This window comes from Streptosporangium amethystogenes (genome assembly GCF_000721075.1).
In the GTDB taxonomy this organism is placed as follows: domain Bacteria; phylum Actinomycetota; class Actinomycetes; order Streptosporangiales; family Streptosporangiaceae; genus Streptosporangium; species Streptosporangium amethystogenes.
On the sequence record NZ_JOEQ01000005.1, the window covers coordinates 262,383 to 279,149 of the forward strand.

Annotated in this window: 15 protein-coding genes and 4 tRNA genes; 4 read left to right on the forward strand and 15 right to left on the reverse strand. The window is 71.4% G+C overall.

The genetic code is table 11. The annotated features are described in order from the left end of the window. Window positions 1-157: 157 nt before the first annotated feature. From IG98_RS0109030 to IG98_RS0109045, 4 genes are all read right to left on the reverse strand, one after another. The gene (locus tag IG98_RS0109030; RefSeq protein WP_030908374.1) at window positions 158-2,062 is read right to left on the reverse strand and encodes a S9 family peptidase; all 1,905 of its coding nucleotides are present in this window, start codon (window positions 2,060-2,062) and stop codon (window positions 158-160) included. A gap of 261 nt (window positions 2,063-2,323) precedes the next feature. Further along, complete coding sequence (locus IG98_RS0109035; protein ID WP_030908377.1) at window positions 2,324-3,013, reverse strand: SDR family NAD(P)-dependent oxidoreductase; 690 nt, start codon at window positions 3,011-3,013, stop codon at window positions 2,324-2,326. A gap of 155 nt (window positions 3,014-3,168) precedes the next feature. Next, a complete protein-coding gene (locus IG98_RS0109040; RefSeq protein ID WP_157594241.1) occupies window positions 3,169-4,473 on the reverse strand; it encodes a hypothetical protein in 1,305 nt (434 codons plus the stop codon). Window positions 4,474-4,576: 103 nt separating this feature from the next. Next, complete coding sequence (locus IG98_RS0109045) at window positions 4,577-5,614, reverse strand: alcohol dehydrogenase catalytic domain-containing protein (protein WP_030908383.1); 1,038 nt, start codon at window positions 5,612-5,614, stop codon at window positions 4,577-4,579. Between the two features lie 254 nt (window positions 5,615-5,868). Here IG98_RS0109045 and IG98_RS0109050 point away from each other — a divergent pair, with 254 nt between their 5' ends. Together IG98_RS0109050 and IG98_RS0109055 are read left to right on the forward strand one after the other, a co-directional pair. Then, a complete protein-coding gene (locus IG98_RS0109050) occupies window positions 5,869-7,305 on the forward strand; it encodes a glutamate-cysteine ligase family protein (protein WP_030908386.1) in 1,437 nt (478 codons plus the stop codon). Between the two features lie 88 nt (window positions 7,306-7,393). Beyond that, window positions 7,394-8,440 (forward strand): hypothetical protein, encoded by a 1,047-nt coding sequence (locus tag IG98_RS0109055; protein WP_157594242.1) that lies wholly within the window; start codon window positions 7,394-7,396, stop codon window positions 8,438-8,440. Window positions 8,441-8,506: 66 nt separating this feature from the next. On the opposite strand, the gene pcp is transcribed toward IG98_RS0109055, so the two are convergent. From pcp to IG98_RS48490, 6 genes are all read right to left on the reverse strand, one after another. Beyond that, on the reverse strand, window positions 8,507-9,133 hold the full coding sequence (gene pcp, locus IG98_RS0109060; RefSeq protein WP_030908392.1) for a pyroglutamyl-peptidase I: 627 nt from the start codon (window positions 9,131-9,133) through the stop codon (window positions 8,507-8,509). Further along, window positions 9,130-9,507: a thiol-disulfide oxidoreductase DCC family protein gene (locus IG98_RS0109065; protein WP_030908395.1), complete on the reverse strand. Its 378-nt coding sequence runs from the start codon at window positions 9,505-9,507 to the stop codon at window positions 9,130-9,132. The genes pcp and IG98_RS0109065 overlap by 4 nt, the downstream gene beginning before the upstream one ends. Window positions 9,508-9,535: 28 nt before the next feature. After that, on the reverse strand, window positions 9,536-11,389 hold the full coding sequence (locus IG98_RS0109070; protein WP_030908398.1) for an endonuclease/exonuclease/phosphatase family protein: 1,854 nt from the start codon (window positions 11,387-11,389) through the stop codon (window positions 9,536-9,538). Window positions 11,390-11,473: 84 nt separating this feature from the next. After that, the gene (locus IG98_RS52395) at window positions 11,474-11,782 is read right to left on the reverse strand and encodes a hypothetical protein (RefSeq protein WP_211263917.1); all 309 of its coding nucleotides are present in this window, start codon (window positions 11,780-11,782) and stop codon (window positions 11,474-11,476) included. Then, window positions 11,709-12,308 carry a hypothetical protein gene (locus tag IG98_RS48485; protein WP_211263918.1) on the reverse strand — a complete coding sequence of 200 codons (600 nt, stop codon included), beginning with the start codon at window positions 12,306-12,308 and terminating at the stop codon, window positions 11,709-11,711. Before IG98_RS48485 ends, IG98_RS52395 begins: the two co-directional genes overlap by 74 nt. Window positions 12,309-12,341: 33 nt before the next feature. Next, entirely contained in the window at window positions 12,342-12,641 is a 300-nt protein-coding gene (locus tag IG98_RS48490) for a hypothetical protein (protein ID WP_084195224.1), read from the reverse strand. A 27-nt stretch (window positions 12,642-12,668) separates the two neighbouring features. Between IG98_RS48490 and IG98_RS50300 the strand changes: the two genes are divergently transcribed. Together IG98_RS50300 and IG98_RS0109085 are read left to right on the forward strand one after the other, a co-directional pair. Beyond that, window positions 12,669-12,851, forward strand: coding sequence for a hypothetical protein (locus IG98_RS50300; protein ID WP_157594243.1), 183 nt, complete (start codon window positions 12,669-12,671; stop codon window positions 12,849-12,851). A gap of 537 nt (window positions 12,852-13,388) precedes the next feature. Continuing rightward, entirely contained in the window at window positions 13,389-13,970 is a 582-nt protein-coding gene (locus tag IG98_RS0109085) for a hypothetical protein (protein ID WP_030908406.1), read from the forward strand. A gap of 103 nt (window positions 13,971-14,073) precedes the next feature. Here the strand turns inward: IG98_RS0109085 and IG98_RS0109090 are convergent. The 5 genes from IG98_RS0109090 to IG98_RS0109110 form a co-directional block, all read right to left on the reverse strand. Beyond that, window positions 14,074-14,145: transfer RNA gene (locus tag IG98_RS0109090), tRNA-Val, on the reverse strand. A gap of 14 nt (window positions 14,146-14,159) precedes the next feature. After that, window positions 14,160-14,231: transfer RNA gene (locus IG98_RS0109095), tRNA-Gly, on the reverse strand. Window positions 14,232-14,303: 72 nt separating this feature from the next. Beyond that, a tRNA-Cys gene (locus IG98_RS0109100) sits at window positions 14,304-14,374 on the reverse strand. A gap of 26 nt (window positions 14,375-14,400) precedes the next feature. Beyond that, a tRNA-Gly gene (locus tag IG98_RS0109105) sits at window positions 14,401-14,472 on the reverse strand. A gap of 78 nt (window positions 14,473-14,550) precedes the next feature. Next, a complete protein-coding gene (locus IG98_RS0109110; RefSeq protein WP_037969740.1) occupies window positions 14,551-16,719 on the reverse strand; it encodes an N-acetylmuramoyl-L-alanine amidase in 2,169 nt (722 codons plus the stop codon). Window positions 16,720-16,767: the final 48 nt, after the last annotated feature.

A 16,767-nucleotide genomic window follows, 5' to 3' on the forward strand; every position in this document is an offset into this window, starting at 1 on the left:
GGCCGGCCTCTGACCTGCCTGGCCTGACCCGGTTCCGGGCCTACCGGGGCGAGGCGGACGGGTGTCGCTCGGCTCCGCTGCGCGGCGACTCTCCGGGAGGCTGTGGAAACGATGCGGCGGAACTCCCCGGCGTCTCACCGCCGGGGAGCAGGTCCGGTCAGGACAGGTGGCGAGACCACCACTCCAGCACCGCCTCGAAGCGCTGCAGGCGGTGCTTCGGACGCCCGCCGCGGCTGAGCTCGTGGCCCTCGCCGGGAAAGAGCAGGAACTCCACGGGGGTGCCGTTGCGGCGTAGCGCGACGAACATCCGCTGTGCCTGCTCGACCGGGCAGCGGATGTCCTCCTCGGAGTGGACCACGGCGAACGGCAGCGTGATCCGGTCGGCGTGGTAGAGCGGGCTCATCGCGCGCTGCGTCTCGATGTCGGGACCGCAGTAGGCCTCGGCGAAGAACCAGCCGATGTCGGAGGAGCCGGTGAAGGAGTCCCAGGCGTTGACCGCGCGCTCGCTCCAGGCGGCCCTGAACCGGCCCCCGTGCCGGGCGGCCAGCCAGCTCGTCATGAAACCGCCGTAGGAGCCGCCCATCACGCCCACCCGTCCGGCGTCGCACTCGGGTCGCTCCAGTGCGGCGTCGAGCAGGGCCAGCACGTCGTCGGCGTCCACGGTGCCCAGCGCGCCGATCACCGACCGGCCGTGCGCCTGTCCGTATCCTGAGGAGCCGCGCGGGTTCGGCAGGACCACCGCGTACCCGGCGCCCCGGTAGACCTGGGTCTCGTCCAGGAAGGCCCACCCGTGCTGATGGAACGGGCCGCCGTGCACGTTCAGCAGGACGGGATGCGGGCCTTCGCCCTCGGGCAGGGCCAGCCAGCCGTGGACCGGGTAGCCGTCGGCGGAGACGGCGGTGATCTCCAGCAGCGGGCCGATCCCGGCGAGGGCGCCGGAGAAGTCCGTCAGTGGCCCGTCAGGGGTGACCACCTCGCCGGGGCTCGCGGGGGTGGACACCACCGCGACCACCTGCTCGCCGCAGGAGGTGAAGGATTTGACGCTCGCCCGCTCGCCCAGGATCGGGACGAGTTTCTCCAGTGGCGCGTCGAGGGCGCCGGAGGGGACCAGTCGCAGTTCGACCGCGCCGCGCACCCGCACCGCGACCAGGACGCCGTCCCGCAGCGGTACGGGGGGCAGTGGCTCGCAGTCCACCGACTCCTCCTCGGTCAGCCGGGTCCCGGCCACTGCCCCGGCCACCGTCTCGCCGGCGATCCGCAGTGGCGCGCGGTAGAGGCCGAGGTTGTGGGCCACCGCGTCGAGTCCGGAGAACTCCATGCCGAGGTAGAGCACCTCCCCGTCGGGCAGGGCGACGGGATGCTCGGCGGAGCCGTCGCTGCGTACCGCGAGGACCGGGGCGCCCCCGCCGGCCGGGACGGCGTACACGTCCGTGTGCAGGCTCTCACCGTCGAGGTCGCGGGGGGCCGAGACCAGCACATGCTCGCCGTCCGGTGTCCAGCAGGGGGAGTCGACGTCGTAGGGTCCCTCGGTCAGCCGTACCGGCACCGGGATGTCCGCGAGGGCGTTGACCGTGAACAGGCTCTGCCGCCGGTCGAAGGTGAAGCCGATTCCCTCGGTCCGGTAGCGGAACCCGGTGATCCGGCGCGGTGCCTCGGCCTCGGCGCTCACGTCCTTCTCGGTGCCGTACCGGCCCGGTTCGGCGACCCGGGCGACGAACGCGATCCGGCGCGAGTCCGGTGCCCAGACCGGGACGCCCGCGCCCAACGGCAGGTCGGTGACCGGCCGGCCCTCACCGCCACCGGTGGGCATCACGTGCAGCTGCGGGCTGCCGTCGCCGGCGCGCAGGAAGGCGACCCAGGCGCCGTCGGGGGAGATGCGCGGCGCGCTGTCGCGGTCGCCGAAGGTGAACCGGACGGGCGGGCCGTCCTGCGGCACCCGCCACAGGCTCCCGGAGTAGGCGTCGGCCTCCAGATCGGGCCGGGCCACGTCGACGAGAAGGAGATCGCCATGGCGGGTGACGCTGCCGGGTACGTTGAGCAGGGCGAGATCTTCTGGACGCATGGTTAACGACGCTATCACCGCTTTAATCGTTTATATAAGTATTTAAAGCTCTGTGGCTGCCCCGTTTTGGCTGGTCGTTGCGCTGTTCCCTGTTCTTCGGGGAGGGGGATTTTTTTTATCGGGCCTCATTGAATGAAAGGACAGGCCGGCCATTGATGGCGGGTGCCGCTTTTGCCGGAGACCCTGATTTCACCCGGCCGGTGACAGCCGGGGAGAGAACCGGCCGGTGCTCTCCCCGGCTGTCACCGGCGGTGGGTCCGTCTACCAGGGGATGGGGCCCTCCTGCGAGCTGAACGTGCCGGTCGGGCCGTCGCCGTCGAGGATCGCCATCCGTACGGCCACCGCCGCGCCCTCGGCCGCCGTACGGGTTCCGGTGTGGCCGGTCAGATCGGTGGCGCAGTGGCCGGGATCGACGGCGTTGACCAGGATCCCGGACCCGCGCAGTTCGTTGGCGTAGAGCACGGTGAGCGCGTTGAGCGCGCTCTTGGCCGAGTTGTAGGCCAGCATCGGCCATGCGACGTTGAGGTCGTCCCCGGCGGAGGTGAGTCCGACCGAGGCCAGCCGGGTCGTCATGTTGACGATCCTGGCCTCGCCGGACGCCCGCAGCAGCGGGATCATCGCGTGGGTGACGGTGACGACCCCGAAGACGCCCACCTCGTAGGTGACCCGCATGTGCTCGGCGGTCACCTCCGCCGGTGCCACTCCGAAGTCACCGCAGGTCGCGGCATTGTTGACCAGTACGTCCAGCCGCCCGAACTCCTCACCGACGATCTTGGCCGCACTCGCGGCCGTCGCCGGGTCGGTGACGTCGAGCAGTATGGGACGGGTGCCCTCGGGAGCGTGCCCCTCATCGCGGACCCCGGCGAACACGGTCATCCCGCGCTCGGCGAGCTGCCGGGCGATCTCCCGGCCGATGCCCCGCCCGGCCCCGGTGACCAGTGCGATTTTCACAGGTTCTCCTTCTGTTGAGTACGCACAGTCTGGGTGCAGCCTCTTGTAAGTGACCTGTGGATCAGTGGTGGCGCGGCCGGGCGTTCCGGATCGCCGCGAGCCGGTTCAACGGCGAACGGGACGTGGCCGCCGGGTGCGCCTGTTGGGCTCGGTGTTCATGGCCTGCCGATCTGCGACCGGGCTCCCAACCGGTGGAAGGCGAAGGCGGCGCCGCCGCTGAAGCGGGCCAGGCGCACCTCGGGCTCCTCGCGCGCGGGCTCGGCGCCGGGGTCGATCACGGCCTCGTAGGCGTGGCGCTCTCCCTCGCGAGGTGGAACCGGGACGCACCGGGCACGCGGGTTGACCGCCTGGACCACCGCGTCCAGGGCGCGGTCGCCGTCGCCGCCGAGCTCGGCCAGCCAGGTGAGCGGGTCGGTCTCCTGGAAGATCGGCGAGTCGGTGAAGCCGAACCTCACCCGGAGCGGCCCGGTGACCTCGACCTCCAAGCCGACGTAGGAGCCGGGCTGGAAGGTCGGATGCAGTTGCAGCACCCTGCCGATGGCGGCGGCGTCGTCGCCGGGGACGTTCATGGCCGCACGGACTCTGCCCGAGGTGAGGCCGGCCAGCCCGACGAGCACCCGGGACCCCGCGCTGCGGGCGGCCGGCTCGCCGTAGTGGTCGCTCATGCTGAGCAGGTAGCCGCGGAAGAGCAGGTGGCTTTGAATCGCCACCTCCTCCAGCGCGGTCTGCAGCGCCGCATGCGAGAGGTCCTCCAGCTGGAAGTCCGTGTCGAAGGGGCCACCGTAGCCGTCCAGCCCGCCGGGCTCGGCGGAGATCTTGCCCGAGGTGATCGGCAGCCGGGCGAGCAACGACCTCGCCACCGAGGCCTGGTTGGGGTGCGGAGCGAGGGGCTCGGCGGCGTCGGAGATCTCGACGCGCCAGTGGCAGTGCGGCGTCCGGCCGGGTGGCACCCGGGGCGGGCGGTGCAGCGGCAGGAACCTCGCGCGGGGGTTGGTGGCCGACCCCGTCGCGTCGAAGGTGGGGTCCTCGATGGTGTGGCACATGCCGCGGACCCAGTCCTCGCCCATCGGCTCGACGTCGAGCAGTGCGCCGCAGTGGGCCAGTTCGAACTCACCGTGCCGCTCGTCGATCAGCCGCAGCCGGAAGTCCATGAACTGCGGCGGCGCCCCGATGTCGAGCTGGAGGTTCTTCAGGATGGCCGAGACGGTGTCACCCCGGAAACCCAGGGCCTCCTGCATCCTGACCGAGTAGATCGGGCTGGCGGCCGCCCACTCCTCGATGGCGACCCGCTCGGCCTCCTGCCTGTCGCCGAGCTCCAGGACCATCGGGACGCCGACGCGGTCCTGCAGGTGGCCATGGAGCAGCCATTCTCTGCCGAGGACGGCGAGTGCTCCGCGAGAGAGGCGTTCCAGTCGGAAGCCGGGATCGAAGGGGCCTGAGTAGTCGGGCAGCACTGTCACGTCGTGTCCTTCGCCGAACCGGGACCCTCAAACTAGACACGTGTCCAGGGCTCGGTCAACAAAAAACTGAAACGCGTTCTCTTTTGGTTCGCGGCCCGCGCCGTCAGCGCAGGGACGGGATGATCATTGTGATGCCGGGGACGGATCCGATCGAGGCGAGCGCACCTCCCGCCTCCTGGAGGCCGATGGAGCGGGTGACCAGTGCGTCCGGGCGAAGGGTGCCGTCGACGACGGCCGCCAGCATCGCCGGATAGGCACGCGCGGCCATGCCGTGGCTACCGAGGAGTTCGAGCTCGTAGCCGATCACCCGGCCCATCGGGATCGCGGTGAGCCCCGGCAGCAGGCCGATCTGGACGTGGCGTCCCCGGCGGCGCAGACTCTCGATCGACGCCGTGCACGTTTCCGGGCTGCCGAGCGCGTCGATGGAGACGCAGGCGCCCCCGGAGGTGAGCTCCACGACCCGCGCGGGGACATCGGCCTCGGCCGGGGCGGCACCGACGCAGGCGGTGGCGCCGAACGCCCTGGCCATCTCCAGGGCACCCGCGGAGACGTCCACGGCGATCACCCTGGCCCCGGCCGCGACCGCGATCATGATGGCGGACAGGCCCACACCGCCGCAGCCGTGCACGGCCACCCATTCGCCGGGCCGCACCCGGCCCACGGTGGCCACGGCCCGGTAGGCGGTGGCGAAGCGGCAGCCCAGGCTCGCGGCGGTGCTGAAACTCATCTCCTCGGGGAGCCGCACCAGGTTCACGTCCGCGTGATCGATCGCCACGTACTCGGCGAAGGAACCCCAGTGGGTGAACCCCGGCTGGGTCTGACGCTCGCAGACCTGCTGCTCACCGGCCGCGCACGCCGCGCAGGAACCGCAGGCGCAGACGAATGGGACGGTCACCCGGTCGCCGGGCCGCCACGAGGCGACGCCCGCGCCCACCGCCTCGACCACCCCGGCGAGCTCGTGCCCCGGCACGTGGGGGAGGACCCGGATGTCCGGGTCGTGGCCCTGCCAGCCGTGCCAGTCGCTCCGGCAGAGCCCGGTGGCCTCCACCCGGATCACCGCTCCACCGGGCGGGGGTTCGGGGGCGGGCACCTCCCGAACCTCAAGCTCGGCTCCAAAGTCGTCGAAGACCACCGCTCGCACCCGCGCACACTCTCTTCCGGCTGTCGGCCGCCGCTTTTCGGCCCCACTCGAACCTGACACTACTCAATCCGGTCCCGGGCACCGTTCCCTTCTCGGCGCCCGCGAGGCATCGTGGGAAGCCAGGGGAGACGCGGCGACGGGCTCCGGACGTGCCGCGTGCCCTCGTCCGCGGAGGGCTGTGACGAAAGCCCTGATTAGAAGGCGCAAGCTGGGAGAGAGGAGGGAGCACGAGGACCGACTGATCGGACGGTGTGATGGGGCAGAAAGTCGACAAGGACCGTTATTCCGAGGCGGAGTTCGTCCGCTTCGGGGAGAGACTCGTGGAGCAGATCGACACCCTCCGCGAGGTGCTCGCGCGGCCCGGTTTCGGGGCCGGTCCCGTGACGATCGGGGCTGAGCTGGAGATGTTCCTCGTAACACCCGACGGCCGGCCGCTGCCCCGCAACCAGGAGGTGCAGGCGGTCGCCGCCGACGACCGGCTCACGCTGGAGCTGGGCAGGTTCAACCTGGAGGCCAACCTGACCCCGCTGCCGATCGCCGGGCGGCCGTTCACCGCCATGATGCGCGAGATGCGGGAGATCATGGCCGTGGTGGACACGGCGGCCGAGACGCAGGGCGGGCAGGTCGTGATGATCGGGATCCTGCCCTCACTGAGCGAGTTCGACTTCACCCACGAGGCGCTGAGCGGTGAGGGGCGCTACCGAGCGCTGGCCAGGGGCATGCGGCGGCTGCGCACGGAGCCCTTCCGGGTGCGCATCGAGGGGGTCGAGCTGCTGGAGCTGGAGGTCAAGGGGGTGATCCTGGAGAGCGCCAACACCTCCTGGCAGGTCCATCTCCGCACGCCTCCCGCCGACTTCGCCCGCGTCTACAACGCCGCCCAGCTGGCCATCGGCCCGGTCCTGGCGGTCAGCGGCAACTCACCCGCCTTCCTGGGCAGGCAGCTCTGGGAGGAGACGAGGATCGCGCTGTTCGAGGAGGCCGCCGACGACCGGGACGTCGAGCGGCTCGACCGCAGGGTCCGGCGGGTGGCGTTCGGCTCCGGCTGGGCGCGGAGCGCCGAGGAGCTGTTCGAGGCATGCGTCCGCGACTACGAACCGGTGCTGCCGATGAACTCGGTGCCGGAGGAGGTGCCCGAGGGCGGCGTCCCGAAGCTGGCCGAGCTCCGGCTCCACCAGGGCACCGTGTGGCTGTGGAACCGGCCGGTCTACGACCCGGCCGGCGGCGGCCATCTTCGGGTGGAGATGCGCGCTCTGCCCGCGGGGCCGAGCGCGGCGGACATGGCGGCCAACAGCGCGTTCCTGCTCGGGCTGACCGCGGCCCTGGCCCTCCAACCGGTGGAGGAGTTCCCCTTCGCCGGGGCCTACCGCAACTTCTACCGAGGCGCGATCCACGGCCTGGACGCGCCGCTGAGCTGGCCCGGCCTGCGCGAGGAGGTCCCGGCCTGGCGGCTCGCCCTGGACCTGCTGCCGGTCGCCGAGACCGGTCTCGGCAAGATGGGCGTGGAGCCGGATGAGATCCGGTGGGCGCTGGACATCGTGCGGGAACGCGTCACGCGCCGCCGTACCGGTGCGATCTGGCAGCGGAAGGCGCTGGCGGGCATGGGGGGCGACCACGCGGCGCGGGCGCGCCTGGTGAGCCGGTACCGGGAACTGTCACGGACCGGGGAGCCCGTCCACACCTGGCCCTTTTAGCTACAAAAGGGATTTGAGTAAAGGCATACTCATGAACTCCGTATCTTGATCCGCCGATCCTGGCGAGACCGGACGAGGAGACCCCCACATGAGTCAGATGAAGGCCGCACCGGCGGAGCCGTTCGGGTTGAAACGGGACGCCGGCGGCCTCGCGGCCGGGATCAAGGTCCTGGAGAAGGAACTGCAACGGGTCTCCCTCGACACCGTGCTGGCCAAGGCCAATCGCGTCGCGGCCAGGAAGGGATCGACCGGTGCCGGGGCGTTCGCCAAGATGACCCCCAGACCCGTCGACTGGTACTGCTTCGACGCGGACGACAACGTCACCAGGGAGTGGTACCCCCAGGGCCTGACCTCCGCCTCCGACGCCGGGATCGCCGGGAGCACGTTCGTGGTGAGCTGGTACCACTCGCCGACGACGGGGGCCGAGCGGGGCGCGCGGCTGACCTTCCTGAACACCGCGACGCTCCGCTACCGGCACGTCCTGCTGGTGCGGGTCGCCGCCGACGGGAACATCACGCCGATCAACATCCACGCCGGCGGCGTCGCCTGGTACGGCGGCCTGCTGTACGTCGTCGACACCACGCGGGGCCTGCGGGTGTTCGACACCCGGCAGATCTTCGAGGTCAACGGGGACGGCACGGCCGAGATCGGCAGGAAGGGCGGCAGATACGAGGCGTTCGGCTACCGGTACGTGATGCCGCAGACCGACGCCTGGACCACCACCAGCGGCACGGTGCGCTTCTCCTACGCCGCCGTCGACCGCAGCACCGTCCCGCACACCCTGATCTGTGGCGAGTACGTCGACACGGCGGGCACGGTCGGACGGGTGGCCCGCTGGTCGCTGACCGCGCAGGGGGCACTGAACGCCCCCGCCGGCGGCGTCGTCCAGGCCGTGGACGCCCACGCGCTCCCCGTGAGCAAGGTCCAGGGCGCGCTCTCCTACAACGGCACCTGGTACCTCAGCCAGACCGCGGGCGCCACGGGGAACGGCACCCTGGTCGTGGTCGGCGACACGGTGCGCAGACGGCCCTACCCGGTGGGGCCCGAGGATCTCACCTGCGTCCGCGACAAGAAGACGCTGTGGAGCGTGACCGAGTTCGCGGGCCGCCGGGTGGTGTACGGCGTGCCGCTCTGACCGGCGGGCCGCCTGTCACCGGACCGGGGACGAAAGGAGCGGCCGGCCTCGGCGCGGGGCGCCAGGTCAGTGCAGGGAGCCACCGACCAGGCGGAGATCACCGCCCAGCGAGACGGAGACGGCGGTGGTCACGATCGCCGTGAGCGCCTGGGCGGACACCGGGACGGGCATTGAGGGTCTGGCCTCGCCGAGGACCTGCTCGGGGCTGTACGGCAGGTGCACGAAACCTCCGCGGACCCCCGGCCGCTCGGTGGCGATCAGGTGCATCAGGCCATAGAAGAGGTGGTTGCACAGGAACGTTCCGGCGCTCTGTGAGACGCTCGCGGGCACCCCGACCGCCCGTGCCGCCGCCACGCACGCCTTCACCGGCAGCGTGGCGAAGTAGGCGGCAGGGCCGCCGCGTACCACCGGCTCGTCGATCGGCTGCCGCCCGGCGCTGTCGGGGACGCACGCGTCGTCGAGGTTGACGGCCACCCGCTCCACGGTCACGTCCGGCCGCCCTCCGGCCTGCCCGACGCACACGACCACCGCCGGGTCGTGCTCGGCCACCGCCGCGCGCAGTCGCTCAAGCATCTCGCCGAACCGGCAGGGGAGCAGTGCGGTCCGCACCCCGGGCACCAGGGAGATCGCCTCCCACGACGGGTTGCCGCCGCCGTCGAGCGGCTCGAACCCGGTGAGCAGGACGCCCTTCACCGGTGGTCCGGAGGCAGGGCGCAGGCGGGGGTGCCGCCGGGCAGACGGTGCCGGTTGCCGGCGATCAGGCGGTAGAGGCCCTGGGCCGCCCAGCGCAACGGCGGGACCCGCAGCGCGAACCCCAGCGGGCTCCACGGGAGACCGGCGGCGATCAGCAGCCTGGCCACCGCCTGTGCCCCGCCGTACACCCCGCCGTCCTGGACCCAGAGCACCTCGCGCTCGGCCCGCTCGCGGGTCACGCCCAGCGCCGGAAGATCGGTGAACTGCCAGGGGACGACCAGGGCGCGAACCCCGATGCGGCGCTCGGCGAACCTGACGCTCGTCGTGCAGAAACCGCAGTCGCCGTCGAAGATCAGTACAGGTCGTCCTGTCATGCACCCGACACTACCCAGCGGAACCCGATCAAGGCCCGGCGACCAGGGTGACCGCGATCGGGCGGTGGTCGGAGTGCGGGACATCGGGGTTGGCCTGGTCCTTTCCGGTGAGACCCGGGGTGACGAGCACGTGGTCGATCTGCTCGACAGAATGTCCCCGGGACGGAATGGTGTTGAACGGCCTGACCGGGGCGAGGGGGTCGGTCAGACCCGCACCGGTCAGCACCTCCCAGGCCCGCTCCCCGGGCTGAAGGTTGAGGTCGCCGGCCACGATCACCGGGGCGCCGTTCCTGGCGGCCTCCCTGACGATTCCGCCGAGCTGCTCGACCTGGTCGAGCTCGCGCCAGCCCGGCGGAGGCTGCAGGTGGGTGCCGATCACGGTGATGTCCTGGCCCTGCCAGCGCAGCCCGACCTGCAGCGCCTGCGCGCCGGTCGGTCCGCCCCGGACCAGCACGTGGTTCCTTATCGAGGTGATCGGCAGCGTGGTGAGCAGGGCGTCGCCCCACACCTCGTCGGTCGCCGGGGCCCAGATGTAGTGCATGCCCAGCCGCTCGGCGATCAGCCGCACCCCGTCGTGGCCGCCGTTGAGCAGCCAGCCCCGGTCGGCCTCGCTCAGCACCACCACGTGCGGCCGCAACTCCCTGAGCGCGTCGGCCTGCTGCTCCAGGGAGAGCCTGCCGGACTCGCCGTACCCCATCCTGATGTTGTAGGCCGCGACCCGTAGCCCGTCACGCGGCGCCTCCCAGCGGGGTCGCTCCCCCTGCCAGAGGGGAACGGCCGCCACCAGCACGACCGCGGCCACGGCGGCCGCCGCGAATCGCCGGTCGTAGGAGCGGCGCGGCAGACCCGTGCTGCCCACCAGGCTCAGGACCGCGACGATGAGCGCCGCGCCGACCGGCACCCACTGGTTGGAAAGGTAGAGGTCGTAGGCGGCGTAGTAACCGAAGACGAACACGACGAACAGCAGCATGCCTCCTGCCGCGGCCAGGCCTCGCCGCGCCGCCCTGTCCGGGCCGAAGGTCGCCGCGGCGTGCGCCAGACAGGCGCCGAGCGCGAGCTGGCCGATGATCTGCGCGGCGATCGTCCAGCCGGGTGCCACACCGTGGACGCCGCCCACGGTGGCCCTGCCCAGGGTGAACGCCACCGCCGAGGCGACCAGGGCGATGGCGGGCGGAAGCGGGCGGCGCAGCACCGGCAGCGCGGCGGGCGCCGTCGACACCACCGCGAACGCCGCCACGATCACGGCGGCGGCCTGCTGGGCGGAGACGGTCGCCGCCTGGGCGTGCGCGGTGTTGCCCGTGTAGAGACCCCAGAGCAGCAGGGCGGGGCCGATGGCCAGCCAGGCGCGGGGGGCACCGGAGTACTCCTCGTCCGGAGGTTCCGCCCGGATCAGGAACAGGCCGAAGAGCCCGAGTTCCACGGCCAGCAGCGCCCACGGGATCGCTCCAGGCCGCCACATCAGGTCGATGCCGTCCAGCGCCGCGTGGATCACAGTGGAGGCCGCCAGGCCGGTGATCACCCCGGCCATCACGGGCCGGGCGTCCCGGCCGCCCGTCGCGGTCGCCACCAGCCAGACCAGGCCGGCCAGCAGGCCGAGGCTGGCCACGTACAGCTGCGGATCCCCGCCCCCGGTCAGCTGGAGCGCCAGCCTGGCCAGGAGCAGCAGGCATCCGGCCCCGAGGGCGATCAGCCGCGGCTGGACGAGCCTGGCCAGCGGGACGGTCAGGAAGGCCAGGACGAACCAGGAGAGGGCGTACAGGCCCATCATCTCCGCGGGAGTGCTTCCCGCCCGGCCGAAGAGCGTGATCAGCGAGGGCAGGAAGACCCGTAACACGTCGACCAGTACGACCACGCCGAGGGTTGTGTCCAGGCGGATCCGCATGCTACCTCCAAAGAACGCGAGCTATCCTCGTCTTCTTTGGGATGCGTGACAAGGCCCGGTCCGCCCGCGGAGGGAAATTCGTCCTCAGGGAGCCGAAGGTTCCTGCCCGATGTCCCCGGACTTTGGGGGATGGGCGGGCCCGCTCGGGGAGGACGAGGGGCCGGTGGTCCCGTCGGAGACCCCGTCGAGGTGGCGGAAGGCCTCGTGTGCCGAACGGACACTGTCGCGCAGCGCCTGCTCCAGGTGGCCGGCGTCCTCGGTCAGCTTCCCTATCTCCGGTACGGCGAAGGCGTCCGCACCCGACTCCGCCAGGAGTTCCTCATAGCGGGGAAGCCGTGAGCGGAGTATCTCGATCTGCTCGTGGGCGCGTAGCGCCCGCTCGGCGTCGGACACGTGGCCCGCGTAGCGTTCCAGTGCCTCCACCCGCGCGAGCACGGCGGCCTCGCTGGCGGCCAGGGCACGCTCCAGCGGTGCCATGGCCGCGGTTGACCCGGGAGCGCAGGATGAAGTCGATCGCCCGCTGGGCCCGTTCGAGCAGCCGGCCGGCGTTGTGGTCGAAGTCCTCGGCGGGCAGCAGGTAGCGGCCCTCGTACCAGCGGGCCTCGCGATACAGCTCGTGCTCGGTCGCCTCCAGCTCCAGCGGCTCACGGACGGTGAGGAAACCGACGAGGATCACGAGGGCGAGCAGGGCGAGTACGAAGAAGAACAGCTGCCCGGCGTCCGCGAGGAGGAGCAGGCAGGCCAGCAGGAGCGCCGACACCGCCCCTCCGGACCACAGGAAACGGACGGGCAGTCGCGAGGCGGGCTCAGCAGGCTCGGGGCTCCAACCGGCGCGGATGCGCGACAACAACGACGCGTGCTGGCGAAAGAGATCGGCGGTCCGGGCGGGAACCTCGGGATCGACCACCACTCGCCGCACAGGCTCGCCCCTCCGTCCGGTCGGGTTCTCACATCATCGGTCGAGATAGCGGAACGCCTCGTGTGCCGAGCGTACGCTCTCGCGGAGCGCCCGCCGGAGCATGTCGGCGTCATCGCTGAGATGCCCGATCTCCGGTGCGGAGAATCTGGCCGCGCCCGTCTCGGCGACGAGCTGCTCGTACTCGGGCAGGTGAGCTCGCAGGGCCTCGATCTGTCCCTGGGAGAGCAGGGCGCGCTCGGCCTCGGACACGTGGCCCGCGTAGCGTTCCAGTGCCTCCACCCGCGCGAGCACGGCGGCCTCGCTGGCGGCCAGGGCACGCTCCAGCGGTGCCATGGCCGCGCGTTGCGCACGCTGTCGAGCATGCCCATGGCGTTGACCCGGGAGCGCACGATGAAGTCGATCGCCCGCTGGACCCGGCCGAGCAGGTTCCTGGCGTCGTGGTCGAAGTCCTCCAGGATCAGGAAGCGCCCCTGCCACTGCAGGGAGTGCCGGTACAGGACCCGCTCGATGGAGTCGGCGGGTGAGGGCTTCCTGGCGAGGTAGATCACCGTGAGGATGAGGAGGTAGAAACCGACCAGCATGGTGAGCACGGCCACGGAGGCCGGGAGCGGGATGCCACCGAGTGTCAATCCGGCCGTCGCGACGGCGGCCGAGCCGCCGAAGAGCCCGATGAGCACTCCCGGAACCCGGGGCTCGTCGTCCCTCCTCGGGACACGTCCGGTGCGAAAGCGGTAGAGCAGGGGCCCGTTACGACGGAGGAGTTCGGCGATGTCCCTTGGCACCTCAGGATCGACCACTACGCGTTGCACAGGCTCGCCCCCTTTGCCACGTTTCAAAAGCATAGCGATTAATGGTGTTTCAGGTCATGCGTCCTCCCATGGTGCCTCTTTGCCCGCCGGTGACGCGGGCCAAAAAGGTGATCGTGATGATTGTTTCGGCCCCGAGGCCGCGTCAGGCGGGGTTCGGCCGGGGAAGTCCGGGGGCGAGCGGGCAGGAAGGGAGGACCTTCCCGGGGCGCTCTGGCGGACCTCGCGCGGCCGGGGTTGTCGGAGGGTGACCGGTTACGACAAAGTGATCACAATGAAGGAACGGTTCGTTTCCGTCGCACTCCTCGGGCTGGTCGTGTCCGGTTGCGGCTCCGAGGCGTCGCTCGGCCAGAGCGTGCTGGACCAGGTGCGGCGGCAGGGAGCGGCTCCGGAGCTGATCTACGCACTGGATCTGCCGGGATACCAGCTGGCCGAGCAGTCGGCCGGGGTGATCGGGAACGACGGGTTCGGAGCCTTCTACTTCTCCGGGAGCGCGCGCGTTCAGCTGAGGGTCGACCGCGGCACGTTCAGCGACGCCCTGTGCGCGGACACGCCGTTGATGGACGCGGAACCGGCGTCGGCGCCGGTGAGGTGCGAGCGTGACGAGGTGGGCTGGTACCGCTCGGGCGGGGGCCGTCATGAGTACACGGCGGTCCGGGCCGATCACTTCATCCGGTTGAACGGCGGCATCGGTGAGGTCGACCGGACCGTGCTGAAGGCGGCCGTGGCCGGAGCGCGGCACGCGGTCCCGGACGGTTCCGGGACGTCCTCGCCGCCGCCCGGCCCGGTGGAGCGCGGCGATCTGCCGACCAGCGGTGACGGTGCGCCGAACAACGAGGTGGGACCCGGCGGCTGACCCGCGGGCCGTGCGGGATCCGGACGCCGGGGCGCCGCTCCGCGCGGGCGGCACGGCGCCGGGAAACAGAAAATCCCAGGCCGAGGGCCTGGGATTTCTCCGGTGGACGATACAGGGATTGAACCTGTGACCTCTTCCGTGTCAGGGAAGCGCTCTCCCGCTGAGCTAATCGTCCTCGGGTACCACCAGAGCGGAAGACGGGATTCGAACCCGCGACCCTCACCTTGGCAAGGTGATGCTCTACCACTGAGCCACTTCCGCGTTTTGCTTCGGGTTTCCCCTTGGCGCTCGCACCACCCTACCGGATCCCGGGGGTCCGCAGGTCGTGCGCTGAGGTGGAGACGGGATTTGAACCCGTGTAGACGGCTTTGCAGGCCGTTGCCTCGCCTCTCGGCCACTCCACCAGCCAGATCCCGAAAGGATCTGCCGGAGCGGAAGACGGGATTCGAACCCGCGACCCTCACCTTGGCAAGGTGATGCTCTACCACTGAGCCACTTCCGCGTGCTCCCCGGAGTCGTCTCCGGGGCACGTGAAAACTCTAGCGCCTCCGCAGGGCGGATGCGCGCAAGGCTCGGATCTTCACCTGCTGACCGGTTGGACGTCGGAGGCCCGGACGAACATGACCCGGTGCCCGAACTGGATCTGCCGGTAGCGGGTCTCGCCCCTGACGACGCGGTGCTCGGCAGGATCGAAGGCGGCCGCCCGCAGATAGGAGGCGCGGGTCGTCGGGCCGGAGCTGTAGACCTGCCCGGCGGGTATCGAGTACTGCAGCGGGGTCAGGGCCTGCACGGGGACGCCCACCGGGTAGGCGTGCGCCTTCGGATAGGCCCTGCCGTACACCCTGATCGGGGCTCGGCCGGGTCTGGGCGTCACCAGGGGACCCGACGCGGGCAGGGAGGTGGGGGCCTCGGCGGGGTCGCTGAACCACGCCTTCCGGCCGAGGTACCAGATCGCGGTCCAGCCGTCCCTGCGCTCGGCGAGCGCGTACCGCTGGCCGCTGGAGGCGCGGGCGGCGTGGTCGTAGACGCTGTAGGTGGATTCGCCGGTGGGGTGCTTGCCGATGTCGGAGACCAGTGGCGCGGTGAGGGAGGGGCGGGTGTGCAGCCAGACCGAGGAGGCGCCCAGGCCGCGGCACCCTCCGGGACAGCCGGTGAAGTTCGGGCTGTTGGTGCCGTAGTCGGGCTTGATCAGCACCGAACGCGCGGCGGCACCGCCGGAGGCGCGCAGCGGGCTGCCGAGCAGTTCGAAGTAGTGGCTCCAGTCCCAGTACGGGCCGGGGTCGTCGTGCATGCCGCCCACGGTCTCCGGGGTGGTGCCCGGCACGTTGTCGTGGCCCAGGATGTGCGCCCGGTCGAGAGGGACGTCGTACCTGGCCGCGAGGTGGCGTACCAGCCTGGCCGAGGCCCGGTACATCGCCTCGGTGAACCAGGATCCGCCCCTGGCCAGGTATCCCTCGTGTTCCAGGCCGATGGAACGGGAGTTGACGTACCAGTTTCCGGCGTGCCAGCCGATGTCCCTGGCCCGTAGGTGCTGGGCGATGTGGCCGTCGCTGGAGCGGATGGTGAAGTGCCAGCTCAGGTATTCGGGATTCCTGACCAGGCGGGTCATCGCGTCGTAGCTCGTCTCGCCGTCGTGGATCACGATGTAGTCGATCTTCCGGGGACCGTCGGAGCGGTCGTGGTTGCCGTAGCCGCCGTCCTTGAGCCGCCGGTAGACGGCGGGGAGCCACTCGCAGGAGACGTTCCTCGGGCAGTCGGGCCCCGCAGTGGTTTTCACAGTGGCTCCCGCGGCGGGAGCCGCCGCGAGGGCCGCCGGTCTCGCCGTGGGCAGGGGGGAGGGGGCCGCGGCGAGCACCGTGGAGGTCTTCGTGGCAGGCTCCGTCGCGGGTTTCACGACGATGTCCGTGACGGGTGCGGGGGTGGGGGTGGGGCCGTGCGCGCGGCGCTGTGCCGCCGGACCGGGCGGTTCGGCGAGTGGTGCCCGCGGGGTGGAAAGGTCCGGCGTCGCGGGCAGCGCCATCCGTTCGCCGTCGTCGGTCACCCGCGCGGCACCGGTCTGGATCGTCGCGTAGACCTCGTCGGCGAAGGACCGTGCCGCCTCCGTCCCCGCGGCGCCCTCTTCCGGTACGCCGGGATAGCGGGCCACCGCGTCGTACCAGCCCGCCGGGCCGGCGTCGGGGCTCCCGCCGGTGCGGCGCCGGTAGTCGGCGAGCAGCGCGGCACCGCCCATGATGTTGGCCGAGGGGTCCTCGCGCAGCCGGCGGAGGGGCAGGCCGGTCAGTTCCGAGGCCTGTCGCAGGGTGTCCTGGGGCGGGGCCGGCGCGACGGGCGGAAGGGCGATCACGCGCGGCCGGGTCTCGTCGCCGCGCGGGTCCTCACCGACGCCGTGGGGCCGGCCCGGCCTGGCCCGGCCGTCGACCAGATGCATCGGGCCGTAACCGGCGGAGACGCTGGGCAGCCCGCGGTGGCCCTCCCAGCGGGACTCCAGATAGGAGACCGCGAGCAGCACGCTCTCCGGCACCCCGTACGTCCGCGCCGCCTTCGCGAAGGCGGCCTGCCTGCCGGATCGCGCGTCCGTTCCCGCCGATGACGGCGTGCCGGCGACAGCGCCGGGGGAGATCGTGGTCGTGGCGGGTGCCGGGCGCTTCCGGGGCCATGTCACCCGATCTCCCGGGTATGCCGCCTGCGCCGGGACGGCCGAGACCAGTACGGCGAGAGCGGCGACGGTGATCCCCGGCAGACGGCGCATGATGGTTCCTCCCCCTCTGGTGGCTACTTAGAGTTATCAGAGATTGCT

Coding starts and splice junctions, on each gene's coding strand:
- IG98_RS0109085 (WP_030908406.1), top strand. CDS start 13,389: ATGAAGGAACGGTTCGTTTCCGTCGCACTCCTCGGGCTGGTCGTGTCC.
- IG98_RS0109065 (WP_030908395.1), bottom strand. CDS start 9,507: ATGACAGGACGACCTGTACTGATCTTCGACGGCGACTGCGGTTTCTGC.
- IG98_RS0109070 (WP_030908398.1), bottom strand. CDS start 11,389: ATGCGGATCCGCCTGGACACAACCCTCGGCGTGGTCGTACTGGTCGAC.
- IG98_RS0109055 (WP_157594242.1), top strand. CDS start 7,394: ATGAGTCAGATGAAGGCCGCACCGGCGGAGCCGTTCGGGTTGAAACGG.
- IG98_RS0109030 (WP_030908374.1), bottom strand. CDS start 2,062: ATGCGTCCAGAAGATCTCGCCCTGCTCAACGTACCCGGCAGCGTCACC.
- IG98_RS0109050 (WP_030908386.1), top strand. CDS start 5,869: ATGGGGCAGAAAGTCGACAAGGACCGTTATTCCGAGGCGGAGTTCGTC.
- IG98_RS48490 (WP_084195224.1), bottom strand. CDS start 12,641: ATGGCACCGCTGGAGCGTGCCCTGGCCGCCAGCGAGGCCGCCGTGCTC.
- IG98_RS50300 (WP_157594243.1), top strand. CDS start 12,669: ATGCCCATGGCGTTGACCCGGGAGCGCACGATGAAGTCGATCGCCCGC.
- IG98_RS0109110 (WP_037969740.1), bottom strand. CDS start 16,719: ATGCGCCGTCTGCCGGGGATCACCGTCGCCGCTCTCGCCGTACTGGTC.